This window comes from Paenibacillus pinistramenti, assembly GCF_005869875.1.
Classification (GTDB): Bacteria; Bacillota; Bacilli; order Paenibacillales; family Paenibacillaceae; genus Fontibacillus; species Fontibacillus pinistramenti.
This window is the reverse complement of sequence record NZ_VAWG01000015.1, coordinates 60,688-80,349: the sequence shown is the minus strand read 5'-3', so window position 1 is coordinate 80,349 and position 19,662 is coordinate 60,688. Positions and strand designations below refer to the sequence as shown.

The window sequence follows — 19,662 nt, the reverse complement described above, 5'->3', positions numbered from 1 at the left end:
TAAGCTATCATCGGGAATTGAAATGGTAGATTAGAAAGCGTTTCCACTTATCAACAACCCCGTGCTGCACGGGTGCTATAGAGAAAGGCGGATGGTCAGTACATGTACAAGTTAATTCTCGCGGATGATGAGACTGATGTGCGGGAAGGACTGCTGCATCAGATCGACTGGGAAGCGCTGGGCTTCGATTCGGTGGAAACCGCAGAGAACGGCAAGGAAGCTTCCGAAATGATCGAGAAGACCCGGCCGGACGTGGTGGTAACGGACATTCAAATGCCGTTTATGAACGGGCTTCAGCTTGCGGAATGGATACGGGAGCATTATCCGGCTACCCGGATCATTATTTTGACCGGCTTTGAGGAATTTGAATATGCGCAGAGAGCCATCAAGCTTCAAATTGATGAATACGTCCTGAAGCCCTTCTCCTCCAAAGACCTGGAGCAGGTGCTTACAAAGGTTAAGCTGAGCATAGACCAGGAGATTCACGAACGGGAGAACATTCAGGTTCTCAGGGAGCATTACCGGCAGAACCTGCCGCTGCTTCAGAATCTATTTCTGGCGAGTATGGTTACCCGTCAAATCGCGCAGACGGAGCTGGAGGAGAAATGCCGGAGCTATCAGCTGAACCTTCAGGGCAGCCAGTACGGCATCGCGCTGATCAGCCTTGACCGGATGCTGACACGGCTGCAGGGTCCTTATCACTCGTATTCCCCTGGACAGATTGAACCGTCGTCAGCGGGTGAGTCGCTGTCCCTGAGAGATACGCCAAATATCGAACTGAAAAATTTTGCGGTGCTGAATATTGCGCAGGAAACCTTGAAGGATCACCAGCGGGGCTATGCTTTTATTCATGCAGGCGAGGTAGTGCTGCTGCTGAAGGGCGATGAAAGCGAAGATGAACCTTTTATGGAGCAGTCCCTGCATCTGCTGGAGCAGATTCGCCATAACGTCGAAAGGTATCTCAAGCTGACCGTTACCATCGGGGCTGGTTTATCCAGAGGACAGCTGTCAAGTATGCCTGAAAGCTATAGAGAGGCAAGGCAGGCGCTCGATTACCGCATGATTCTGGGAACCAATAAGGTCATTTTGATCGGTGACGTTGAGAACAGGGAAGTCCGCACGCTTGTCTTTGACGCGAATCTGGAGCAGCAGCTGGTCCGGACAATCAAGCTTGGAGACGATGATGAGCTGCTGGATATGATGGACGATCTGTTCTCCGAGTTAATCGGCTCGGGCAAGCCCTATGCCGATTATCAGTTATTTTTGCTGGAAATGCTTACCGTGCTGGTCAAGACCGCCAAGGAGCAGGGGGCCGATCTGGATGCTGTATTCGGCGACAGCAGTAACGGCCTTGCCGCAATCGCCATGTTCACGCTTGCAGAGGATGCCAAGGAGTGGTTCACCGGCATCTGTCTGAGGCTGAGAAGCTTTATTGCCGCCGACCGCCAGTCAGGTTACCAGCGGATTGTCGAAGACGCCAAAAGCTATGTGAAGGACCACTACATGGAAGAGGATATGTCGATCGGCCGTTTATGCCAGCATCTGCACATCAGCACCGGCTATTTCAGCAATATTTTTAAGAAGGAAACCAAAATGACCTTTGTGGCTTATTTGATGAGCATAAGAATGGAAGCGGCCAAGGAGCTGCTTATGATGAGCGATTTGAAGGCGTTTGAAATTGCCGAGAAGGTCGGCTTCAGTGACCCGAATTATTTCAGCTTCTGCTTCAAGAAGAGCTTTGGCGTATCACCTAAAGAATTCAGGAACGGCGTGCGCCAATGAACAAGCGGTTTAGATGGCTGATTTCTCTGCCCGGAAGACTTCATATCAAGCAGATTCAGGTGATTGTCACCCTTACCGTTACTGCAGTCACGGTCTTCTCCGTCCTTATTGCCAGTCTGATGCTGTACAACAAGTTTTCGTCTTCGGCTGAAGAGAATACTTATCTGAACATGGGCCAGATCATTGAGCAGGTCAGCTCAAATCTGGAATTTTATATCGGAGGAACCCAAAACATTTTTGATATTCTGGAGAAGAAGATTGACAGCACGAGCGATCTGGAAGGAACGCAGACGAGAAGCCAGCTTACGACCATTCTGGAAACGAGGGACGATCTGGTCTCTGCCGCATTGTTCAAGCCTGACGGGAAGCTGGTTCTGAATGTTCCATCCGTACCTTTACGTCCAAACACGAAGCTGACAGAGCAGAGCTGGTTCATGTCCGCGCGGAAGAATCCTGGAGACGTCCAGTTCTCCCCGCCGCATATCCAGAACCTGTTCAAGTGGCAGTACCGCTGGGTGGTTTCCTTGAGCAAGCAAATCAGCTATACCGACCACGGCCTGAATAAGACGGGGGTGCTGGTGCTTGATGTCAACTTCAGAACGATTGATGAGCTCAGCCACCGGATCAGCCTGGGCAAGAAAGGATACATTTACATCATTGATCCGCAGGGTAACATTGTTTACCATCCGCAGCAGCAGCTGATCTATGCGGGATTGAAGTATGAGAACCTGGAGCCGGTGCTGAACTATTCTTACGGAAGCTACGAAGATGATTCGACTGGCGAGAAGCGGATTATTACGATCAAGACAGTGAATCCGACCGGCTGGCGTGTGGTGGGCGTCTCCTATGCGGACGAAATTATGACGACGAAGAAGGACCTGAATACGTTTATTTTCCGCTTTCTGATTATCGCAATCGCGCTCGTCCTGCTTGTCTCCATCCTTGTGTCCTATAAAATTGCCCAGCCGATCCGCAAGCTCGAACGGTCTGTCAAACGGATTGAGAACGGGGACTTCAGGGCTCTGGTGCCGGTGAGCGGCCCCTATGAAGTCGAGCAGCTGTTCAAACGGTTTAATTTGATGCTCAGGCGGGTCCGGGAGCTGATGGACCAGATCATCCATGAGCAGGAGGCCAAGCGGAAGAGCGAGCTGGACGTCCTGCAGGCACAGATCAATCCGCATTTTCTGTACAATACCTTGAATGCGATGACCCGGCTTGCCGAGATGGGCAGAAGCGATGAGGTCGTTACGACGATTACGTCGTTGTCCAAATTTTTCCGGATCAGTCTGAGCAAGGGCAACAACATCATTCCGCTGCGGGATGAGCTTGAGCATGTCCGCCATTATCTGGTGATTCAGAAGATCCGCTTTAAGAATAAATTTGAATTTGAAATTGAAGCTACAGATGAAGCTTTATCCTGCACCTGCCTGAAGCTTATTCTGCAGCCGCTTGCCGAGAATGCAGTTTACCACGGCATAGAGTATCTGGCCGAAACGGGACATATCCGGATCACGGCTGAAGTCTGCGGAGATCAGCTGGTCATCAGGCTTTCCGATAACGGAATCGGGATGACGGAGGAAGTGCTGGAAGGGATATTGAGCGGCAGGAAGCGTTCCAAGGGCAGCGGATCAGGCGTCGGCGTGCATAATGTGCATGAACGGATCCGGCTGTATTATGGAGCGGATTATGGTCTTCACTATGAAAGTGAACTTGAGGAAGGGACAACCATAACGATTACTCTTCCTGCAGTCAAAATGGACGGAGCATCGGAGGAATGAACAGTGGGAATTAGACATACGGTCATGCGTACAGGAGCTGCCGTTTTACTCTTCCTGTCGGCCGGCTGTTCTTCGGGCGGGAACGAACTAAGGGCAAATAGTTCAGGAATGGTCATTGATATGATTGTGAAAATGGATCATGGCGACTACTGGAACACCATCCGGATGGGAGCAGAGGTAGCCGCCAAGGAGTATAACGTAAATCTGAAGTTCAAGGCTCCAACCAATGAAAATGATACCGATGGACAGATCCGGCTGATGGAGCAGTCCATCCAGGAGAAGCCGGATGCCATCATTTTGTCAGCCAGCGATTATATGGCGCTTGCCCAGGTGACGGACCGCGCCTCGTATGCGGGCATTCCCGTGATCTCCATGGATGCGGAAGTAGCCTCAACGAAGGTCAAGTCTTATATTGGTGCCAATAACTATGAGGCGGGGCAACAAGCAGCGGAGCGGCTGATCCAGTTAACAGGAACCTCCGCCAAGATCGGCATCATCAATTTCGTCAAGGGAGCCAGAAACGCCGACCAGCGGGAAGAAGGATTTTCAGATTATGCAGCCCGGTTCCCCGGAGTGAAGATTGTTGAAACAGCTTACTGCGCATCAGATGAGAAGCTTGCCCAGAAGCAAACGGCCGAAATGCTGCGGCATTATCCGGATCTGGACGGCATTGTCGCCATGAATGCGGAAGCCTCCATTGGAGTTGGCAGGGCGATTGAAGAGGTGGGCTCGTCCAGCAGGGTAAAGGTCATTACGTTTGATAACCCGCCCGAAATGCTCGAGCTGCTCCAGGAGAAGAAAGTTCAGGCTATGGTCGTGCAGAATGCGTTCAGCAACGGTTATCTGGCCGTCGTAACGGCTCTCCGGTCTGCTCAAGGCAGCAGTGTTGAAGAACGTTATGATACAGGGACGAAGGTTATTGACCTGGAGAATATGCTGTGGCCGGAGAATCAGAAGCTGTTATTTCCGTTTGTCAAATAAGCAATAAGGCGGAACAGACGCATAAGTAAAGAAGGAAAGCAGGCCGCCGGCCTGCTTTTTTAGGTCTTTTAGGATGGTGTTTAGCCTTATAAAAAGGACTAAAGGAGGAGTTTTATTAGCGGTTTATTAAAGTTTTATTAGAATTTCATTAGAATTTTAATAGAACATCTCAGAATTTTTAATTCGAAATTAAGCAATTAGGCCCCATAATGAAAGCGTATCCACCGAAGGGATATGGGGGTAACCAATCATCAGATTATTTATTCAGGAGGTCATTCAATGAAAAAGATGGTAACGGTAGTGGCAGCAGCAACTCTGCTTGGCGGAGCGCTTGCAGGCTGCGGAAATTCCAGCAACAGCGGGTCCAGCTCGGAGCCAAAGGTCGGCGTTGCGATCTACAAATTTGACGATACCTTTATGACAGGTGTCCGCAACGCAATTGAAGATTCCGCAAAAGGCATTGCCAAAGTGGACATCGTAGACAGCCAGAACTCTCAGGCAACCCAGAACGATAAAGTCGATCAGTTCCTGACCAAGAAAGACAAAGCGCTGATCATCAACCCGGTTGACCGTACGGCAGCTGGCGTCATTATCGACAAGGCGAAAGCTAAAGAGGTACCGGTCGTGTTCCTCAACCGCGAACCGATGCCTGAAGATATGAAGAAGTGGGACAAAGTTTACTATGTAGGCGCCAAAGCGGAAGAATCCGGCACCCTGTCCGGTCAAATCGTGGCTGACTACTGGAAAGCTCACCCTGAAGCAGATAAGAACGGCGACGGCGTTCTCCAATATGTCATGCTGAAAGGCGAGCCTGGACACCAGGACGCTGAGCTTCGCACAACGTATTCCATTCAAGCTTTGGAAGATGCAGGCATCAAGGTAGAGAAGCTTGCTGAAGATACAGCAATGTGGGACCGCGTTAAAGGCCAAGACAAAATGGCTGCCTTCCTGGGTTCCAACGGTGACAAGATCGAAGCCGTATTCGCGAACAACGACGACATGGCTCTCGGCGCAATTGAAGCTCTGAAAGCAGCCGGTTACTTCAAAGACGGCAAATATATGCCGGTTGTAGGCGTAGACGCTACTGCTCCTGCGGTTCAAGCCCTGCAGGATGGAACTTTGCTCGGTACCGTTCTGAACGATGCGAAGAACCAAGGTAAAGCTGCGGTTACCGTTGCTTCCCTGCTTGCTCAAGGCAAAGAAATCACTAAAGATTCTGTAGGGTTTGATGTTACTGACAACCAATATATCTGGATTCCTTACAAAAAGATCACTAAAGACAATATAGACGACGCGAAATAAGTGGGGAGTGGAGTAACCATGCCTGAACAATATTTGCTTGAAATGAAGAGCATTACGAAGGAATTTCCCGGCGTCAAAGCGCTGGATGGAGTTACTCTGCAAGTTAAACCCGGTACCGTTCACGCCCTTATGGGCGAGAACGGGGCCGGTAAGTCTACTTTAATGAAATGCCTGTTCGGCATTTATCACCCGGACGGCGGCGAAATTTATTTGAACGGACAGAAAGTCGAAATCAACAATTCCAGCGAAGCGCTGCAGCACGGCATCTCAATGATTCACCAGGAGCTGCATCCGATCCCTTACCGGGACGTGATGGAGAACATTTGGCTTGGCCGGTTCCCTACCAAAGGCCCTCTGAAGTTTATTGACCATAGCAAAATGCGCGAGGATACGTTAGCGTTGTTCAAACAGCTGGATATTGATATTGATCCTGATATTCTGGTCGGCAAACTGTCTGTATCCAAAGTCCAATCGATTGAAATCGCCAAGGCTGTCTCCTTTAACTCAAAGATTATCGTAATGGATGAGCCGACTTCATCGCTGACAAGCGTCGAGGTAGAGCATCTGTTCCGTATTATCAATGAGCTGCGGAGCAAAGGGGTAGCGATCATATACATTTCGCACAAGATGGAAGAGATTCTCCGGATTTCAGACGATGTGACGATTATGCGGGACGGCAAGAAAATCGGCACCTGGCCTGCCAAAGAAATGACAACCGACCTGATCATCTCCAAAATGGTCGGCCGTGACCTGGATCAGCGATTTCCGGAGCGCCACAATCATCCGGGAGAAGTAATTCTCAAGACCGCAAACCTGACATCAGCCGATCCTAAATCGTTTAAAAATATCACTTTCGAGCTCCGTAAAGGGGAAATTCTCGGTATTGGCGGCCTGGTTGGTGCGCAGCGCACCGAATTGGTCGAGGCCTTGTTTGGTCTGCGTGACATTGCTTCGGGCACCATTTCGATTAACGGAAAGGAAGTCAGCATCAAATCGCCTGGCGACGCCAAGAAATACGGTATGGCACTGCTCACTGAGGAGCGGCGGGCGACAGGGATTCTGCCGGTTTTATCCGTTCATGAAAATGGCGCCATCGCCAATATGGATGCCTACGTAACACCTTATCTGCTGCTTGATGAACGCAAGAAGAAGGCGGAAGTGAACGAGAAGATTGAGAAGCTCCGGACCAAAACGCCAAATATGAAGACCCTGATCATGAATTTGTCCGGCGGTAACCAGCAGAAAGTGCTGCTCGCCCGCTGGCTGCTTACAAACCCTGATATCCTGCTGCTGGACGAACCGACCCGGGGAATCGACGTCGGCGCGAAATTCGAGATTTACTCGATCATAGCGGATTTGGCTGAGCAGGGTAAGAGCATTATCGTCATCTCCTCAGAAATGCCTGAGCTGCTGGGAATGTCTGACCGCATTATGGTCATGTCCGAAGGCCGGCTGACCGGTATTCTGGACAGAGAGCAGGCAACAGAGCAAGAAATTATGCGTTTGGCGGCCCAGCACTAAGGGCAGGAGAGGGAGGAACATTTAAGATGAATACACAGAAAATGAGAGGCGCAATCTCTCAAAATGCCATTTACATCGTACTTGTTGTGCTATTAATTGCGATTACCGCTTATGACCCGTCATTCTTTGCGGTAAGTACGCTTCGGGATATTCTAATCCAGTCTGCAACCCGCGTCATAATCGCGCTGGGCGTGGCATTTATCCTGATCACCGGCGGAACCGACTTGTCCGCTGGCCGTATGGTAGGTTTAACAGCGGTAATCTCAGCTTCCATGCTGCAGGTTAGTGACTATGGACGCCGGTTCTTCCCGGATTTGCCGCAGCTTTGGGTAGGTATTCCTATCATCATCGCATTGATCGCAGGCCTGCTGTTTGGTTTGCTGAACGGCTTCATCGTATCCAAATTTAAAGTTCCGCCGTTTATCGCAACACTGGGTACAATGGTCGCCATTTATGGCGTTAACTCCCTGTACTTTGACACCAAGCCTAACCAATCCCAGCCGATCGGCGGTCTGCGTCAGGACTTTACAGATATCGGTTCCGGCAGCATCGGCAGCGGCGATTACTCCATTCCTTACATCGTACTCATTGCTATCTTTGTAGCCTTTATCGTATGGGTGGTCTTTAACAAAACCAAGCTTGGTAAGAATATGTACGCAATCGGCGGCAATGAACAGGCTGCCCGCGTATCCGGTATCAACGTTGCGAAGAACCTGCTCTGGATCTATGGTATTGCTGGTGCGCTTTACGGCTTGGCCGGCGTACTGGAAGCTGCAAGAACAGGCGGCGCGACCAACAACTACGGTAACATGTACGAGCTTGACGCCATCGCGGCATGCGTAGTCGGCGGCGTATCCACAACAGGCGGTATCGGTACCGTTCCTGGCGTTGTAACAGGCGTATTGATCTTCACCGTTATCAACTACGGTTTGACCTTTATCGGCGTAAGCCCATACTGGCAGCTGATCATCAAAGGCTTGATCATCGTAGCAGCGGTTGCCTTCGATATGCGCAAATACGCTTCTAAGAAATAATTCGTAAGCCATTTAACAAAAATGGTTTTACCGAACCGGCTCTTCGGGTAATTCAGCCTGGAGAGCCGGTTTTTTCGTGCCTATTTTTCTGCCAAAGACCTTTGATTTTTATAAATTTTTGTGAAAAAATGAAACTGTTCCAAGTACTGCACGTAAATATGATCATAAAACGATTGATCCATGGGAGGAACGAATAATGTCCATTTTCAAAAGACTTCGCGATTTAACCATGTCCAATATCAATGCTATGATCGACAAAGCGGAAGATCCGATCAAGATGACCGATCAATATATCCGCGACATGCAGGAAGACCTTGAGGATGCCGAGAAAGCGGTAGCCGCCCAGATCGCCATCGAGAAGAGATTCAAATCCCTGTATGAAGAGCAGGAAGAGCTGGTGAACCGCCGCAACGAGCAGGCCCACACAGCCGCTAAAGCCGGCAATGCAGACTTGGCCCGCCGGGCTTTGGAAGAGAAGAAGACTGCAGAAGAGAAGGCAGCAGAATACAAAGCGAATTACGACCAGAACAAGACCGCTGCTGACAATCTCCGCGACAAGCTGGATGAAATGCGCAAGCAGCTTTCAGAACTAAAGAATAAGCGCGAAACCCTTGTCGCCCGCTACAATGCGGCCAAAGCGCAGCATCAGATCAATAAATCCATTTCCGGATTTGACTCCGACAGCGCGGCAGCAGGAATGAAGCGCATGGAAGAGAAAATGCTGCAAATGGAAGCCCAGGCAGAAGCTTCAGGCGAGGTTTATTCCAAGTCCAAATCGCTGGACGATGAAATCGAAGCCCTGGGCAAAGACAAAGAGGTAGAAGACGAACTGGCTGCTTTGATGAAGCAGTACGACCAGAAATCCTGATTGTCTTCAAATCGTACGCAGCGCAGTCAGAAAATACTGTTCTAAATAATCTGCGTTCTGCGCAATCTGAAGGAGAAACGAATTCGGTTTCTCCTTCTCTTATGACATCCCCTGCATGGCAGGGCTATTCCGATGAGAGGGGAAGCAGCAATGAATCTGGTCAAGAGAATAGGCCGTTTATTCGCCAAGGAAGAGCCGCCGGTTCCGGAGAAGAGTATGCTTAGTCTGGGCCCTGGAGATATTTGCGAGGTGGAGCTTGTGACCTATCAGGTGACAGGCAGTGTCCGCAACCCGGGACGGAACGCTGTTGTGCTTACTTTGCAGGACGGCAGCCGGATTAAATACCTTCATATTGAAGAACGGGAAAAGCTGGAGTTTGCGCTTTATGATGAAATTGACGGGCGGCTTGACAATCCGGCCGAGGTACCGGCAGAGCTGGAGCTGGACGGCAGAATCCATTATCTTGAGGAAGAGTACGAAGGCCGGGTTATGGTCAACGGAAGAGCTCCTTTCCGGCAGGGCGGCGAGCAGCATGTCTGGCAGTTTCAGGCCGATGATTTTTCCTTGCTGCGCATAGAATGGCAGGACGGGAGATTTATGCTGTATGAAGGAGCAATGGTCATCCCGGGTGATGTTCAAGTCATCCGCTCGAATTAGAATTAGAATTAGAATTACTGCTGCTCAGCCTTCTGGCTGGGCTTCTTAGTGTCTCGTGGCGGCTCAGGATCACCTGGACGAAGGTGAAGGATTTTGTCGAGGAGCTGTCGAATCATTTCATACTAAGCAGTATCTACATAGTAGTTCAGTCTTTTTAGTAGAAAAATTTAGGAGGAGCCGCCTTGCTGGAAATCAAACGATTATCTACGTGCTCATTGGATGAGACTGTGCAGGCATGGAATGAAGGTTTCCGGGGATATGCGTTTGATGCTGCTACTACACCGGATGCTTTTTTGAAAAGGCTGGCTGCAGAGGAGCTGTCAAGCGAACTGTCGATTGTTGCCTTCCAGGACGGAATTCCCGCCGGAATCGTATTAAATGGAATCAGGGAAGCTGGAGGGAAGAGCATCGGCTGGAACGGGGGAACCGGCGTAGCCTTCTCCTTCAGAGGCCAAGGCATTGGGGAGCGGCTGATCGCAGCAGCCCTGAACATTTTGCAGGAGAATGGGGTTCATCTAGCAACACTTGAAGCACTCAGCGACAATACCCCGGCAGTTACCTTGTATAGGAAAATGGGCTATGCTCAGGTTGATGAACTGGAACATCTTAGTCTTAAGGGACCAGCCGAGCAGCTCTTTACGGAGCCCTCAGCCAAAGGCTATGAGATTGTCCCCGTTCATCCGGCCAAGACAGCGGGGATTTCCTTCTATAAAGCCAGTCACCCTTGGCAGACCCAATGGCAGAACGCGAGGGATGGACAGGCTGTGATCGTCCGGAAGCCATCCGGGCAGACAGCCGGCTACGCCTATTGGCGGAAAGTGTACAACCCGGCAGGAGAGCATACAGCGACCATCCTTCATCAATGCGAAGCGGAGCCGGGGAATCTGGAAAGTGCGCTGATTCTGAAAGTGCTGCTTTGGCATATTTTCGGGGATCTGCAGGATTCCATCACTAGAACCGTCCCCAATCTTCCGAAGAGCGGGAGCGCGCTGACGGGCCTCATCCTGAAGAGTCTGGGATTTACGCCGGTCGTGCAGCAGATATACATGACAAAAGCGCTGTAATGCCTAAGTTTGGGGGATGACCGAACGAACAAATTATGTTAAAATGTGACAAGAACACCGTTCTACTGGGAAATTTGGACATAGGAGAGACGAGATGCAGAAGAACAGACACAGAACTCATTTGAAGATTATTGCAGTATGGACAGCCGTTTCTTTAATCCTCTCTGCTATGCTGCCTGCTGGGACAAGTTATGCCGCAGCAGTACCGGTCCCGTCCCTTTCGAAGGCTCAGCTTCAATATGCGAAGATTCAGGCAGATAACGCAGCCCAGGTAGTGAAGCTGGTCAACATCGAACGCCAGAAGGCCGGGCTGAAGCCGTTAGTTGTACATACCAACCTGACGAAGATGGCCAAAACAAAAGTAGTGGATATGTATAATCACAAGTATTTCAGCCACACCTCTCCGAGCTACGGATCACCATTTGATATGATGGACAGCTTCAACATTACGTTCGAATATGCAGGTGAGAATTTGGCCAGAGGGCAAAGAACGCCTGCTGAAGTGGTCAAGGACTGGATGAACAGCCCGGATCATAAGGCCAATATGCTGAATCCGAACTACACTTTAATCGGCGTTGGTTATTATAACGGTTACTGGTCCCAGGAATTTATCGGCAAATAAGAAAATGGTTTATGAGGCACCTTTCGCAGTCCGCTGCGAGAGGTGTTTTTCATTTGGTGCAATTATTCATAATTTAGGACACAAAAACAAAAACTGCTTCTCAGGTGAGAAGCAGTTTCTGATCTCTGATGGGTTATGCAGGGGTCGAACCTGCGACCTGCCGATTAAGAGTCGGCTGCTCTACCAGCTAAGCTAATAACCCGTAAAAACTTACATAGCTCATTATACGCCTGTTATGGGAGGAGGACAAGAGTTAATTCCAGCTTTTTCTAAGAGTTTGCAAATTAAGAACAGAAGAATTATGTTAAGAAAAGGTAAAGGGACACGGTTTATTCGGTTAAAACAGTATAGTTCACTTGCTTAGTTGTTCACTCGCTTATTTATTTACTCAGGTTAGGGGGACGTTCATTTATGCGATCAACTGCAAAGCTTTGGAGGATGATCAGCCTGTTATCCGGCATAGCGACCGTGCTGCTGATCTGCGGGTTCTTTTACGCGGTCAAAGATATTTCTAATCCTTCCTCCGCAGCGGGGATTTCCGTCTCACCCGGTGCTGACAGCGGCTCAGAGCAGCCGGCTCCCTCTGCCTCTGATGAGATAGGAATCGTAGCCATCGGGGATTCGCTCGCCAAAGGAACTGGAGACGATGAGGGCGAAGGTTTTGCCGGACGCACCGTTGAACTTTTGAAGCAAGAGAACCCGGGCCGGGAGGTCAAGCTGTATGGCAACCTGGGCATTAACGGTCTGCTCACCACCGGCCTGTTAGATGAGCTGAAGGAGAATGGGGTTCAGCATATGCTGAAAGAAGCGAATGTCATTCTCTTATCCATTGGCGGGAACGACCTGTTTCAAGGTGCAGAAGCACTGGAGGAGGGCGGGGATCTTCCGACTGCAGCTGAGCTCAATAAAGCAATTGATGAAGCATCTGTAAGACTGGCAGCCGTAATCCCGGCGATTAAGAAGCTGAATCCTGAAGCTGCCTTGATTTATGTCGGCTTATATAATCCTTTTTCAGATATCGAGCAGATGCGGGCGATTGGCAATACCGGCGTAACACGCTGGAATACTGCGGCTCAAACCGCGGTTAACAAATACAGCGGCGCCTTGATGATCCCGACTTATGATTTATTCGCGGGTAACCTGGAACGTTTCTTGTCCAGTGATCATTTTCATCCAAATGGGGATGGGTATGAACAGATTGCGCAGCGCATCGTGCAGAGCTTGAAGCAGTAGAAGAGGAAGAGAACCAGAACAGACGGGTGAAGGAGTGAAGCCTATTATGGAACAGCAGACCGTCATCAGCAGCGCGGCGCAGATCCGCTCAGGACAACCGGTACTTGAGGTGCGCAGCCTGCGCAAGAGAATCGGCAGAAAATGGATTATTGAAGATGTATCCTTTACCGTATATGGCGGGGAAATTTTTGGCTTTCTGGGTCCTAACGGGGCCGGCAAGACGACAACTATCCGCATGCTGGTGAATTTGATTAAACCGACTGCGGGGTCTATTCAAATCGGCGGTTATGATGTCCGCAGCAGCCCTGAAAAGGCGCTTGGACAGATCGGTGCCATTGTGGAGAATCCGGAGGTGTACGCCTATTTAACCGGCTGGGAGAATCTGGAGCAGTTCGGAAGAATGCTGAAGGGTGTGGACGAGGCCCGCATTAAAGAAGTAACAGAACTGGTCCGGCTGGATAAGCGGATTCACGACAAGGTGCGCACGTATTCACTGGGCATGCGGCAGCGTCTGGGCATTGCCCAGGCTTTGCTGGGCCGGCCGAAGCTGCTGATCCTGGACGAGCCGACAAACGGCTTGGATCCCAAGGGCATCAAGGAGATGCGCGATTTTATCCGCAGGCTGGCGGAACAGGGCATGGCAGTGTTTGTCTCTAGCCATCTGCTCAGTGAAATTCAGCTGCTCTGCGACCGCGTGGCGATCATAAGCTCCGGGAAAGTGCTTGCAGAAGGCCGGGTGGACGAGCTCATTCAGAACAGGTCTAACTATGTAGTCTGGGATGTGGAACCCCGCGCCCGGGCGCTGGAGATTCTGTCAAATAACCAAATCACGGTGCTGAAGCAGCCGGAGACGGTGCTGGACGATTCCGTAATGGCCGGCATTCCGGAAGGCGCGATTGTCTGTCAGATGGAAGGCAGCGCCATGGCCGGCTATACAGCTCTTTTTGCTGAAGAAGGATTAAGAATACAATCGGTTTATAAAATAAATCCTACTCTGGAACAGCTGTTCCTCGAAATGACGGGAGGCGAATCCATTGACTGATCTTATGCCGCTCATCCGCAACGAAACGATCAAGATGGTCCGGAAGAAGCGTTTTTACGTCATTTTGCTGGTGCTGCTTGTCTTGGTCCCGATGTTTACCTATGCTCAAATGAAAGTGACGGAACGGAACAGGGAAAAATTTGGCACGGATTGGCGCAGATCCGTTCAGCAGGCGATTACCGATAACCAGAATTCGCTCGGAAGCTCCCGTCTGCCGGAGGAATGGAAGAAATACCGCCAGATCTACATCCAGCAGATGAAATATTATTTGGATCATGATGTTAATCCGCAGGAGCCGGGCGGGGTGACTTTCACAAGGGAATTTATGGATAACGCCTCCTCGCTCTTTATCCCGCTGCTGATCATGGGATTGGCCTCGGACATAGTATCCTCTGAACGGACAACAGGCACGATAAAAATGCTGCTGACCAAGCCGGTCCGCAGGTGGAAGGTGCTGTTCAGCAAGCTGGTCACCTTAATGATGTTCGTCTCGCTGACCGTGATGGCGGCCTTCGTGATGTGTTATGCGATATCTGGCCTGGTGTTCGGATACCAAGGGTTTGACATGCCTGTGTTCACGGGATTCCAGCTGAATGGCAGCGATGTGGATTTATCCGCTGTGCATGCGGTTCCGCAGTGGCTGTACCTCTTTTTGCAGCTTGGACTGATCTGGTTCGTCAGCGCGGTTGTGGCGATGCTGGCTTTTATGATTTCGGTACTCGTCCGCAGCACGGCGGCAAGCATTGTGATTATGATGGCCGCATTGATTGCGGGAAGTATTTTGACGAATATGGCATCCGCCTGGCAGAGCGCGAAATATCTGTTTATGGTGAACCTGGAGCTGACCGACTACCTGTCGGGGACACCGGCTCCAATCGAAGGAATGACGCTTGGCTTCTCACTTGCCGTGCTGGCGGTTTGGGGCCTTGCTTCCTTGGTTGTTTCCTTCCTTGTCTTTACGAAACAGGATATATTGAATTAAAATGGACAAGGACTAAAAACATTTGTTTGCATTCGGGGCGGCAGCCCTACATAGCGCAAAACTTTAAAGGGGGAGCATGAATGGCCGAGCAGATCGATTTGTTCGCGGCCAATTCCGGGAACGGAGCTGACCAGGCAGGATATGACGCGGACGATATTCAAGTGCTCGAAGGACTTGTCGCGGTAAGAAAACGGCCAGGGATGTATATCGGCAGCACAAGCTCATCGGGATTACATCATCTGGTTTGGGAGATCGTCGACAACGCCGTAGACGAACATCTTGCCAAATACTGCTCCAGAATCGACATTACCCTGCACAAAGACGGTTCGGTAACGGTTTTGGACAATGGACGCGGCATACCTGTAGGCATGCACAAAACCGGTGTTCCGACACCGCAGGTCGTATATACTATTCTGCACGCAGGAGGCAAATTCGGCGGCGGAGGGTACAAGAAGTCCGGGGGACTGCATGGCGTCGGCGCATCTGTAACGAATGCATTGTCGGAATGGCTTGAAGTTGAGATTTACCGTGAAGGAAAAGTTCACCGCATGCGGTTTGAATATTGGGCCGACAAGGACGGCAAAGAGCATGTCGGCGAGCCTGTAACCGGGCTTGAGGTGCTCGGAAATACCAACAAAAACGGGACCAAGGTGACGTTTAAACCGGACATCCGCGTATTCCAGAACGGAATTTCGCTGAATTACGATACTTTATCCGAGCGGCTGCAGGAGATCGCCTTTCTGAACTCCGGCCTGAGGGTCGTGCTTAAAGACGAGCGCTCCGGGCGCGAGGATGAATATTATTATGAAGGCGGCGCGAGCCAGTTTGTTGAATATTTGAACGACGGCAAAGATGTGCTGCATGATGTCATTCACTTTTTCGCTGAGCGGGATGAGATTGAAGTGGAAGTGGCGATGCAGTACAACGCGGGCTATACGGAGACCATTGCGTCATTCGTTAACTCGATTCCGACCAGAGGCGGCGGTACGCACGAAACGGGATTCAAGACGGCGTATACCCGGGTCATGAATGAATATGCCCGCAAAGCCGGCATGCTTAAGGAGAAAGACAAGAATCTCGAGGGTTCGGATCTGCGTGAAGGCATGATGGCTGTCATCAGCGTCAAAATGTCCGAGGTCGAATTTGTGGGCCAGACGAAGGACCAGCTTGGCAGCGCCTCGGCCCGCAGCGCCGTGGACGCCATTGTATCCGAGAAGATGCAGCTGTTCCTTGAGGAGAATCCGGGCGTCGCTCAGACCTTGATCAAGAAGGCGATTCAGGCGTCCAAAGCGCGCGAAGCAGCCCGCAAGGCCCGCGATGAGATGCGCACCGGCAAGAAACGCAGTGAAAGCTCGAATCTCGGCGGGAAGCTGACGCCGGCGCAGTCCAAGGATTTTACACGGACAGAGCTCTTCATCGTCGAAGGCGATTCCGCAGGCGGATCGGCCAAGCAGGGGCGCGATTCGAAGATTCAGGCTATTTTGCCGCTTAAGGGCAAACCGATGAATCCCGAGAAGGCCAAGCTTGCGGATATTTTGAAAAATGAAGAATACCGGGCCATTATTACGGCAATCGGGGCAGGAATCGGAAATGAGTTCGAAATTGAGGACAGCAATTTTTCCAAAATTATTATTATGACGGATGCCGATACGGATGGGGCCCATATCCAGGTCCTGCTGCTTACCTTCTTCTACAGATACATGAAAGGTCTGATTGATGCGGGACGCGTGTATATCGCGCAGCCGCCGCTTTACAAAATCACCCGCCGTTCCGGCAAGCTGGAGACGATTCGTTACGCGTGGACGGACGAGCAGCTTCAGAACTACCTGAAAGAATTCGGCAAAAATTTCGAGCTGCAGCGCTACAAAGGACTTGGCGAGATGAATCCTGATCAGCTGTGGGAGACAACGATGGACCCTGAAACCCGCACCCTGCTGCAGGTTCAGATTGATGACGCCGCCAAGGCAGAGCGCCGGGTATCGACGCTGATGGGGGATAAAGTTGAGCCGCGCAAACGCTGGATCGTTGAGAACGTAGATTTTACAGAGTATGTGGAATAGAGAGTTTGAGGAATAGAAGGTGAATTGGCATGGGGACACTTGAGAATTTTCTGCCGGCTTTCCTGGAGGAAGTCGTAGGAGACCGGTTTGGCAGATATTCCAAATATATAATTCAGGACCGGGCGATTCCTGATGTCCGCGATGGTCTGAAGCCGGTGCAGCGACGGATTCTGTACGCGATGTACGATTCCGGCAATACGCCGGACAAGCCTTACCGGAAATCGGCCAAAACCGTCGGGGATGTCATGGGCAACTATCATCCGCACGGCGATTCTTCGATTTATGACGGTATGGCGCGGATGGCCCAGCCTTGGAAAATGGCGCATGTGCTTGTGGACGGCCACGGCAACTGGGGTTCGCAGGATGATGACCCGCCGGCGGCAATGCGCTATACCGAAGCGCGGCTTTCGCCGATTGCGCTTGAACTGCTCCGTGACATCGAGAAACGGACGGTGCTGTTCAAGGACAATTTCGATAATACGGCGAAGGAGCCCGTGGTGCTTCCGGCGCGTTTTCCCAACCTGCTTGTCAACGGGGTAAGCGGGATTTCATCCGGTTTTGCAACCGAAATTCCAACCCATAACCTGCGGGAAACGATTGACGCCTGCATTGAATTGATGGAGAAGCCGGACACCACCCTGGAGCAGCTGATGCAGATCATAAAGGGGCCTGACTTCCCGACCGGCGGCATCATCATGGGCGAAGAGGGCATTCGTGAGGCTTATGAGACGGGCAAAGGACGGATCTATATCCGATCCAAAACGGAGATCGAAACGCTGCGCGGAGGCAAGCAGCAGATCGTCATTACGGAAATCCCGTACCAGGTGGTCAAGTCCCGCCTTGTCACAGCCATGGAGAATATCCGCCTGGAGAAGAAGGTCGAAGGCATCGCGGAGGTCCGCGATGAAAGCGGCCGTGCGGGCCTGCGCATTGTCGTGGAACTGAAGAAAGATTCAGATGCCAGCGGCATTCTGGCTTACCTGCTCAAGAAGACCGATCTGCAGGTAACCTACAACTTCAACATGGTAGCGATCGTGAACAAAGCGCCGCGGCAGCTTGGCTTAAGGGAGATTCTGCAGGCTTACATTGCCCACCAGCGGGAAGTGGTTACTTTCCGCTCGCAGTATGAGCTGGAGAAAGCTCAGGACCGGGCTCATGTATTGGAGGGCCTCGTCAAGGCGCTCAATATTCTGGACGAGGTGATCGCGGCGATCAAAGCGTCCAAGAACCGTCAGGATGCGCAGAATAATCTGCAGTGGATGTTCGGGTTCTCTGAACGCCAGGCTGATTCGATTCTTACGCTGCAGCTGTACCGTTTGACTAACCTTGAGATTAACCAGCTGCAGAAGGAGCTGGATGAAACCCAGAAGAAGATTGCCGGGCTTGAAGCGATCCTGAACAGCGACAAGAAGCTGGTCTCGGTCATCCGGAAGGAACTGGTCGAAATCCGTGATAAATACGGCATCGAGCGCCGCTCCGTCATTCAGGGCGAGGTTGAGGAGCTCAAGGTGAACCTTGAAGTCATGGTGACGCAGGAGGATGTGCTGGTCACTTTGTCGGGCGAAGGCTACATTAAACGGACAAGCATGCTTTCTTTTACCCGGTCGGGAGGAGAAATCGGAAGCGCAGGAGTGAAGGAAGGCGACTACATCAAGTTTATTCAAAGCGTCAATACGCTTGAGAATCTGCTGATCTTTACACAGCGCGGACAGTATTTCCTGCTGCCGGTGCACCAAATTCCGGAATTCAAGTGGAAGGACAACGGAACAGCCATTGTCAATGTTATTCCTCTTACGAAAGAAGACCGGATCGTCAGCGTTATTCCGATTCGCAATTTCGACCAGCCGGATGTGAGCCTCGTATTTGTGACCAAACGCGGACAGGTCAAACGAACGCTGCTGAGTGAATATGAAACCAAGCGTTCTTCTGCCGTCGCCGCCAGCAAGGTTGGAGCCGAGGATGAAGTAATTTCAGTTACACCAAGCAAGAGCGATCAGGATCTTGTTCTTATTACGAAGCTCGGCATGTCGATCCGCTTTAACGAGCAGGAGGTCGGCAGCATGGGCCGTGTGGCTGCAGGTGTCCGGGGAATTCAGCTCCGTGAAGAGGATGAGGTAACAGCCGCCATCTGGCTGAGCGGGGATGAAGGGGAGATTATGGTCATCAGCGATCTGGGCTACAGCAAACGCTCACTGCTGCTTGATTACCCGACCCAAAGCCGCGGCGGAAAAGGCATTCCAACGTTTGAGTTTAAAGAAGGCAAACGCGTCAAGCCTAACGGCAGCGCTATTATTGGCGCCTACTGGACCAAAGAGCCATTGATGATCACCGCAATTACCCGTGAAGGAAAAAGCTTCAGCTTCTCTTCCGAGCAGGCGCCGCTTGCGGACCGGAAATCAATCGGCAAAGCAGTTGTCTCAATGGACAAAAATGACAGCATCGCCGATTTGCTTCTGCTTCCAAACTACGGTTCAGGGGCTTCCGAGAGCTAGAAGCCGATAGAGAGCAAGAAAAGAAAGCAGTAACAGAGCGCAATAATAGAGCGCAATAATAGAGCGCAATAATAGAGCGCAATAATAGAGAGCAATAAATTTGACGAAGAAGAACTTTTCCTGGCGGTGCGCCTAGTGGAAAAGTTCTTCTTTTGTCGTCTGGTGCGAAGAGGCAGGAAACCAAACTCCGGCGGCGAAAGTTAAGGCAGTGAAAGAAGTGGAAACGCTGATATTGGAGGGATTT

The 19,662-nt window shown here is 51.0% G+C and carries 15 protein-coding genes and 1 tRNA gene; 15 read left to right on the top strand and 1 reads right to left on the bottom strand.

Features of this window, described 5'->3' with window-relative positions; genetic code table 11:
* Positions 1–102: 102 nt before the first annotated feature.
* From FCN15_RS15515 to FCN15_RS15470, 10 genes are all read left to right on the top strand, one after another.
* A complete protein-coding gene (locus FCN15_RS15515) occupies positions 103–1,782 on the top strand; it encodes a response regulator (protein ID WP_138495898.1) in 1,680 nt (559 codons plus the stop codon).
* Complete coding sequence (locus tag FCN15_RS15510) at positions 1,779–3,560, top strand: cache domain-containing sensor histidine kinase (RefSeq protein ID WP_138495897.1); 1,782 nt, start codon at positions 1,779–1,781, stop codon at positions 3,558–3,560. The genes FCN15_RS15515 and FCN15_RS15510 overlap by 4 nt, the downstream gene beginning before the upstream one ends.
* Positions 3,561–3,563: 3 nt before the next feature.
* Positions 3,564–4,541, top strand: coding sequence for a substrate-binding domain-containing protein (locus tag FCN15_RS15505; protein ID WP_238996717.1), 978 nt, complete (start codon positions 3,564–3,566; stop codon positions 4,539–4,541).
* Positions 4,542–4,820: 279 nt separating this feature from the next.
* Complete coding sequence (locus FCN15_RS15500; RefSeq protein ID WP_138495896.1) at positions 4,821–5,843, top strand: galactose ABC transporter substrate-binding protein; 1,023 nt, start codon at positions 4,821–4,823, stop codon at positions 5,841–5,843.
* 18 nt (positions 5,844–5,861) lie between these two features.
* A complete protein-coding gene (locus tag FCN15_RS15495; RefSeq protein WP_138495895.1) occupies positions 5,862–7,364 on the top strand; it encodes a sugar ABC transporter ATP-binding protein in 1,503 nt (500 codons plus the stop codon).
* Between the two features lie 26 nt (positions 7,365–7,390).
* Positions 7,391–8,398, top strand: a complete 1,008-nt coding sequence (mglC, locus tag FCN15_RS15490) for a galactose/methyl galactoside ABC transporter permease MglC (RefSeq protein WP_138495894.1) — start codon at positions 7,391–7,393, stop codon at positions 8,396–8,398.
* A 196-nt stretch (positions 8,399–8,594) separates the two neighbouring features.
* A complete protein-coding gene (locus FCN15_RS15485) occupies positions 8,595–9,266 on the top strand; it encodes a PspA/IM30 family protein (RefSeq protein ID WP_138495893.1) in 672 nt (223 codons plus the stop codon).
* Positions 9,267–9,416: 150 nt separating this feature from the next.
* A complete protein-coding gene (locus FCN15_RS15480; protein ID WP_138495892.1) occupies positions 9,417–9,923 on the top strand; it encodes a DUF4178 domain-containing protein in 507 nt (168 codons plus the stop codon).
* 182 nt (positions 9,924–10,105) lie between these two features.
* Positions 10,106–10,987 carry a GNAT family N-acetyltransferase gene (locus tag FCN15_RS15475; protein WP_138495891.1) on the top strand — a complete coding sequence of 294 codons (882 nt, stop codon included), beginning with the start codon at positions 10,106–10,108 and terminating at the stop codon, positions 10,985–10,987.
* Between the two features lie 94 nt (positions 10,988–11,081).
* Positions 11,082–11,609: a CAP domain-containing protein gene (locus tag FCN15_RS15470; RefSeq protein WP_138495890.1), complete on the top strand. Its 528-nt coding sequence runs from the start codon at positions 11,082–11,084 to the stop codon at positions 11,607–11,609.
* Positions 11,610–11,738: 129 nt separating this feature from the next.
* Here FCN15_RS15470 and FCN15_RS15465 read toward each other — a convergent pair.
* Positions 11,739–11,811, bottom strand: a tRNA-Lys gene (locus tag FCN15_RS15465).
* A 209-nt stretch (positions 11,812–12,020) separates the two neighbouring features.
* Here FCN15_RS15465 and FCN15_RS15460 point away from each other — a divergent pair.
* The 5 genes from FCN15_RS15460 to parC all read left to right on the top strand — a co-directional run bounded on the left by FCN15_RS15460 (position 12,021) and on the right by parC (position 19,418).
* Positions 12,021–12,842, top strand: coding sequence for a GDSL-type esterase/lipase family protein (locus tag FCN15_RS15460; protein ID WP_138495889.1), 822 nt, complete (start codon positions 12,021–12,023; stop codon positions 12,840–12,842).
* Positions 12,843–12,888: 46 nt separating this feature from the next.
* The gene (locus FCN15_RS15455; protein ID WP_138495888.1) at positions 12,889–13,884 is read left to right on the top strand and encodes an ABC transporter ATP-binding protein; all 996 of its coding nucleotides are present in this window, start codon (positions 12,889–12,891) and stop codon (positions 13,882–13,884) included.
* Between the two features lie 4 nt (positions 13,885–13,888).
* Positions 13,889–14,866 carry an ABC transporter permease gene (locus tag FCN15_RS15450; protein WP_420819585.1) on the top strand — a complete coding sequence of 326 codons (978 nt, stop codon included), beginning with the start codon at positions 13,889–13,891 and terminating at the stop codon, positions 14,864–14,866.
* Between the two features lie 80 nt (positions 14,867–14,946).
* Positions 14,947–16,926 (top strand): DNA topoisomerase IV subunit B, encoded by a 1,980-nt coding sequence (parE, locus tag FCN15_RS15445; RefSeq protein WP_138495886.1) that lies wholly within the window; start codon positions 14,947–14,949, stop codon positions 16,924–16,926.
* Positions 16,927–16,955: 29 nt separating this feature from the next.
* Positions 16,956–19,418: a DNA topoisomerase IV subunit A gene (gene parC / locus FCN15_RS15440; RefSeq protein WP_138495885.1), complete on the top strand. Its 2,463-nt coding sequence runs from the start codon at positions 16,956–16,958 to the stop codon at positions 19,416–19,418.
* Positions 19,419–19,662: the final 244 nt, after the last annotated feature.

Excerpts from the sequence above, each read along its gene's own strand:
- FCN15_RS15500 (WP_138495896.1), top strand. The coding sequence starts at position 4,821 with ATGAAAAAGATGGTAACGGTAGTGGCAGCAGCAACTCTGCTTGGCGGA.
- FCN15_RS15480 (WP_138495892.1), top strand. The coding sequence starts at position 9,417 with ATGAATCTGGTCAAGAGAATAGGCCGTTTATTCGCCAAGGAAGAGCCG.
- FCN15_RS15470 (WP_138495890.1), top strand. The coding sequence starts at position 11,082 with ATGCAGAAGAACAGACACAGAACTCATTTGAAGATTATTGCAGTATGG.
- mglC (WP_138495894.1), top strand. The coding sequence starts at position 7,391 with ATGAATACACAGAAAATGAGAGGCGCAATCTCTCAAAATGCCATTTAC.
- FCN15_RS15450 (WP_420819585.1), top strand. The coding sequence starts at position 13,889 with ATGCCGCTCATCCGCAACGAAACGATCAAGATGGTCCGGAAGAAGCGT.
- FCN15_RS15510 (WP_138495897.1), top strand. The coding sequence starts at position 1,779 with ATGAACAAGCGGTTTAGATGGCTGATTTCTCTGCCCGGAAGACTTCAT.
- FCN15_RS15515 (WP_138495898.1), top strand. The coding sequence starts at position 103 with ATGTACAAGTTAATTCTCGCGGATGATGAGACTGATGTGCGGGAAGGA.
- FCN15_RS15485 (WP_138495893.1), top strand. The coding sequence starts at position 8,595 with ATGTCCATTTTCAAAAGACTTCGCGATTTAACCATGTCCAATATCAAT.
- FCN15_RS15495 (WP_138495895.1), top strand. The coding sequence starts at position 5,862 with ATGCCTGAACAATATTTGCTTGAAATGAAGAGCATTACGAAGGAATTT.
- parC (WP_138495885.1), top strand. The coding sequence starts at position 16,956 with ATGGGGACACTTGAGAATTTTCTGCCGGCTTTCCTGGAGGAAGTCGTA.
- FCN15_RS15455 (WP_138495888.1), top strand. The coding sequence starts at position 12,889 with ATGGAACAGCAGACCGTCATCAGCAGCGCGGCGCAGATCCGCTCAGGA.
- parE (WP_138495886.1), top strand. The coding sequence starts at position 14,947 with ATGGCCGAGCAGATCGATTTGTTCGCGGCCAATTCCGGGAACGGAGCT.
- FCN15_RS15460 (WP_138495889.1), top strand. The coding sequence starts at position 12,021 with ATGCGATCAACTGCAAAGCTTTGGAGGATGATCAGCCTGTTATCCGGC.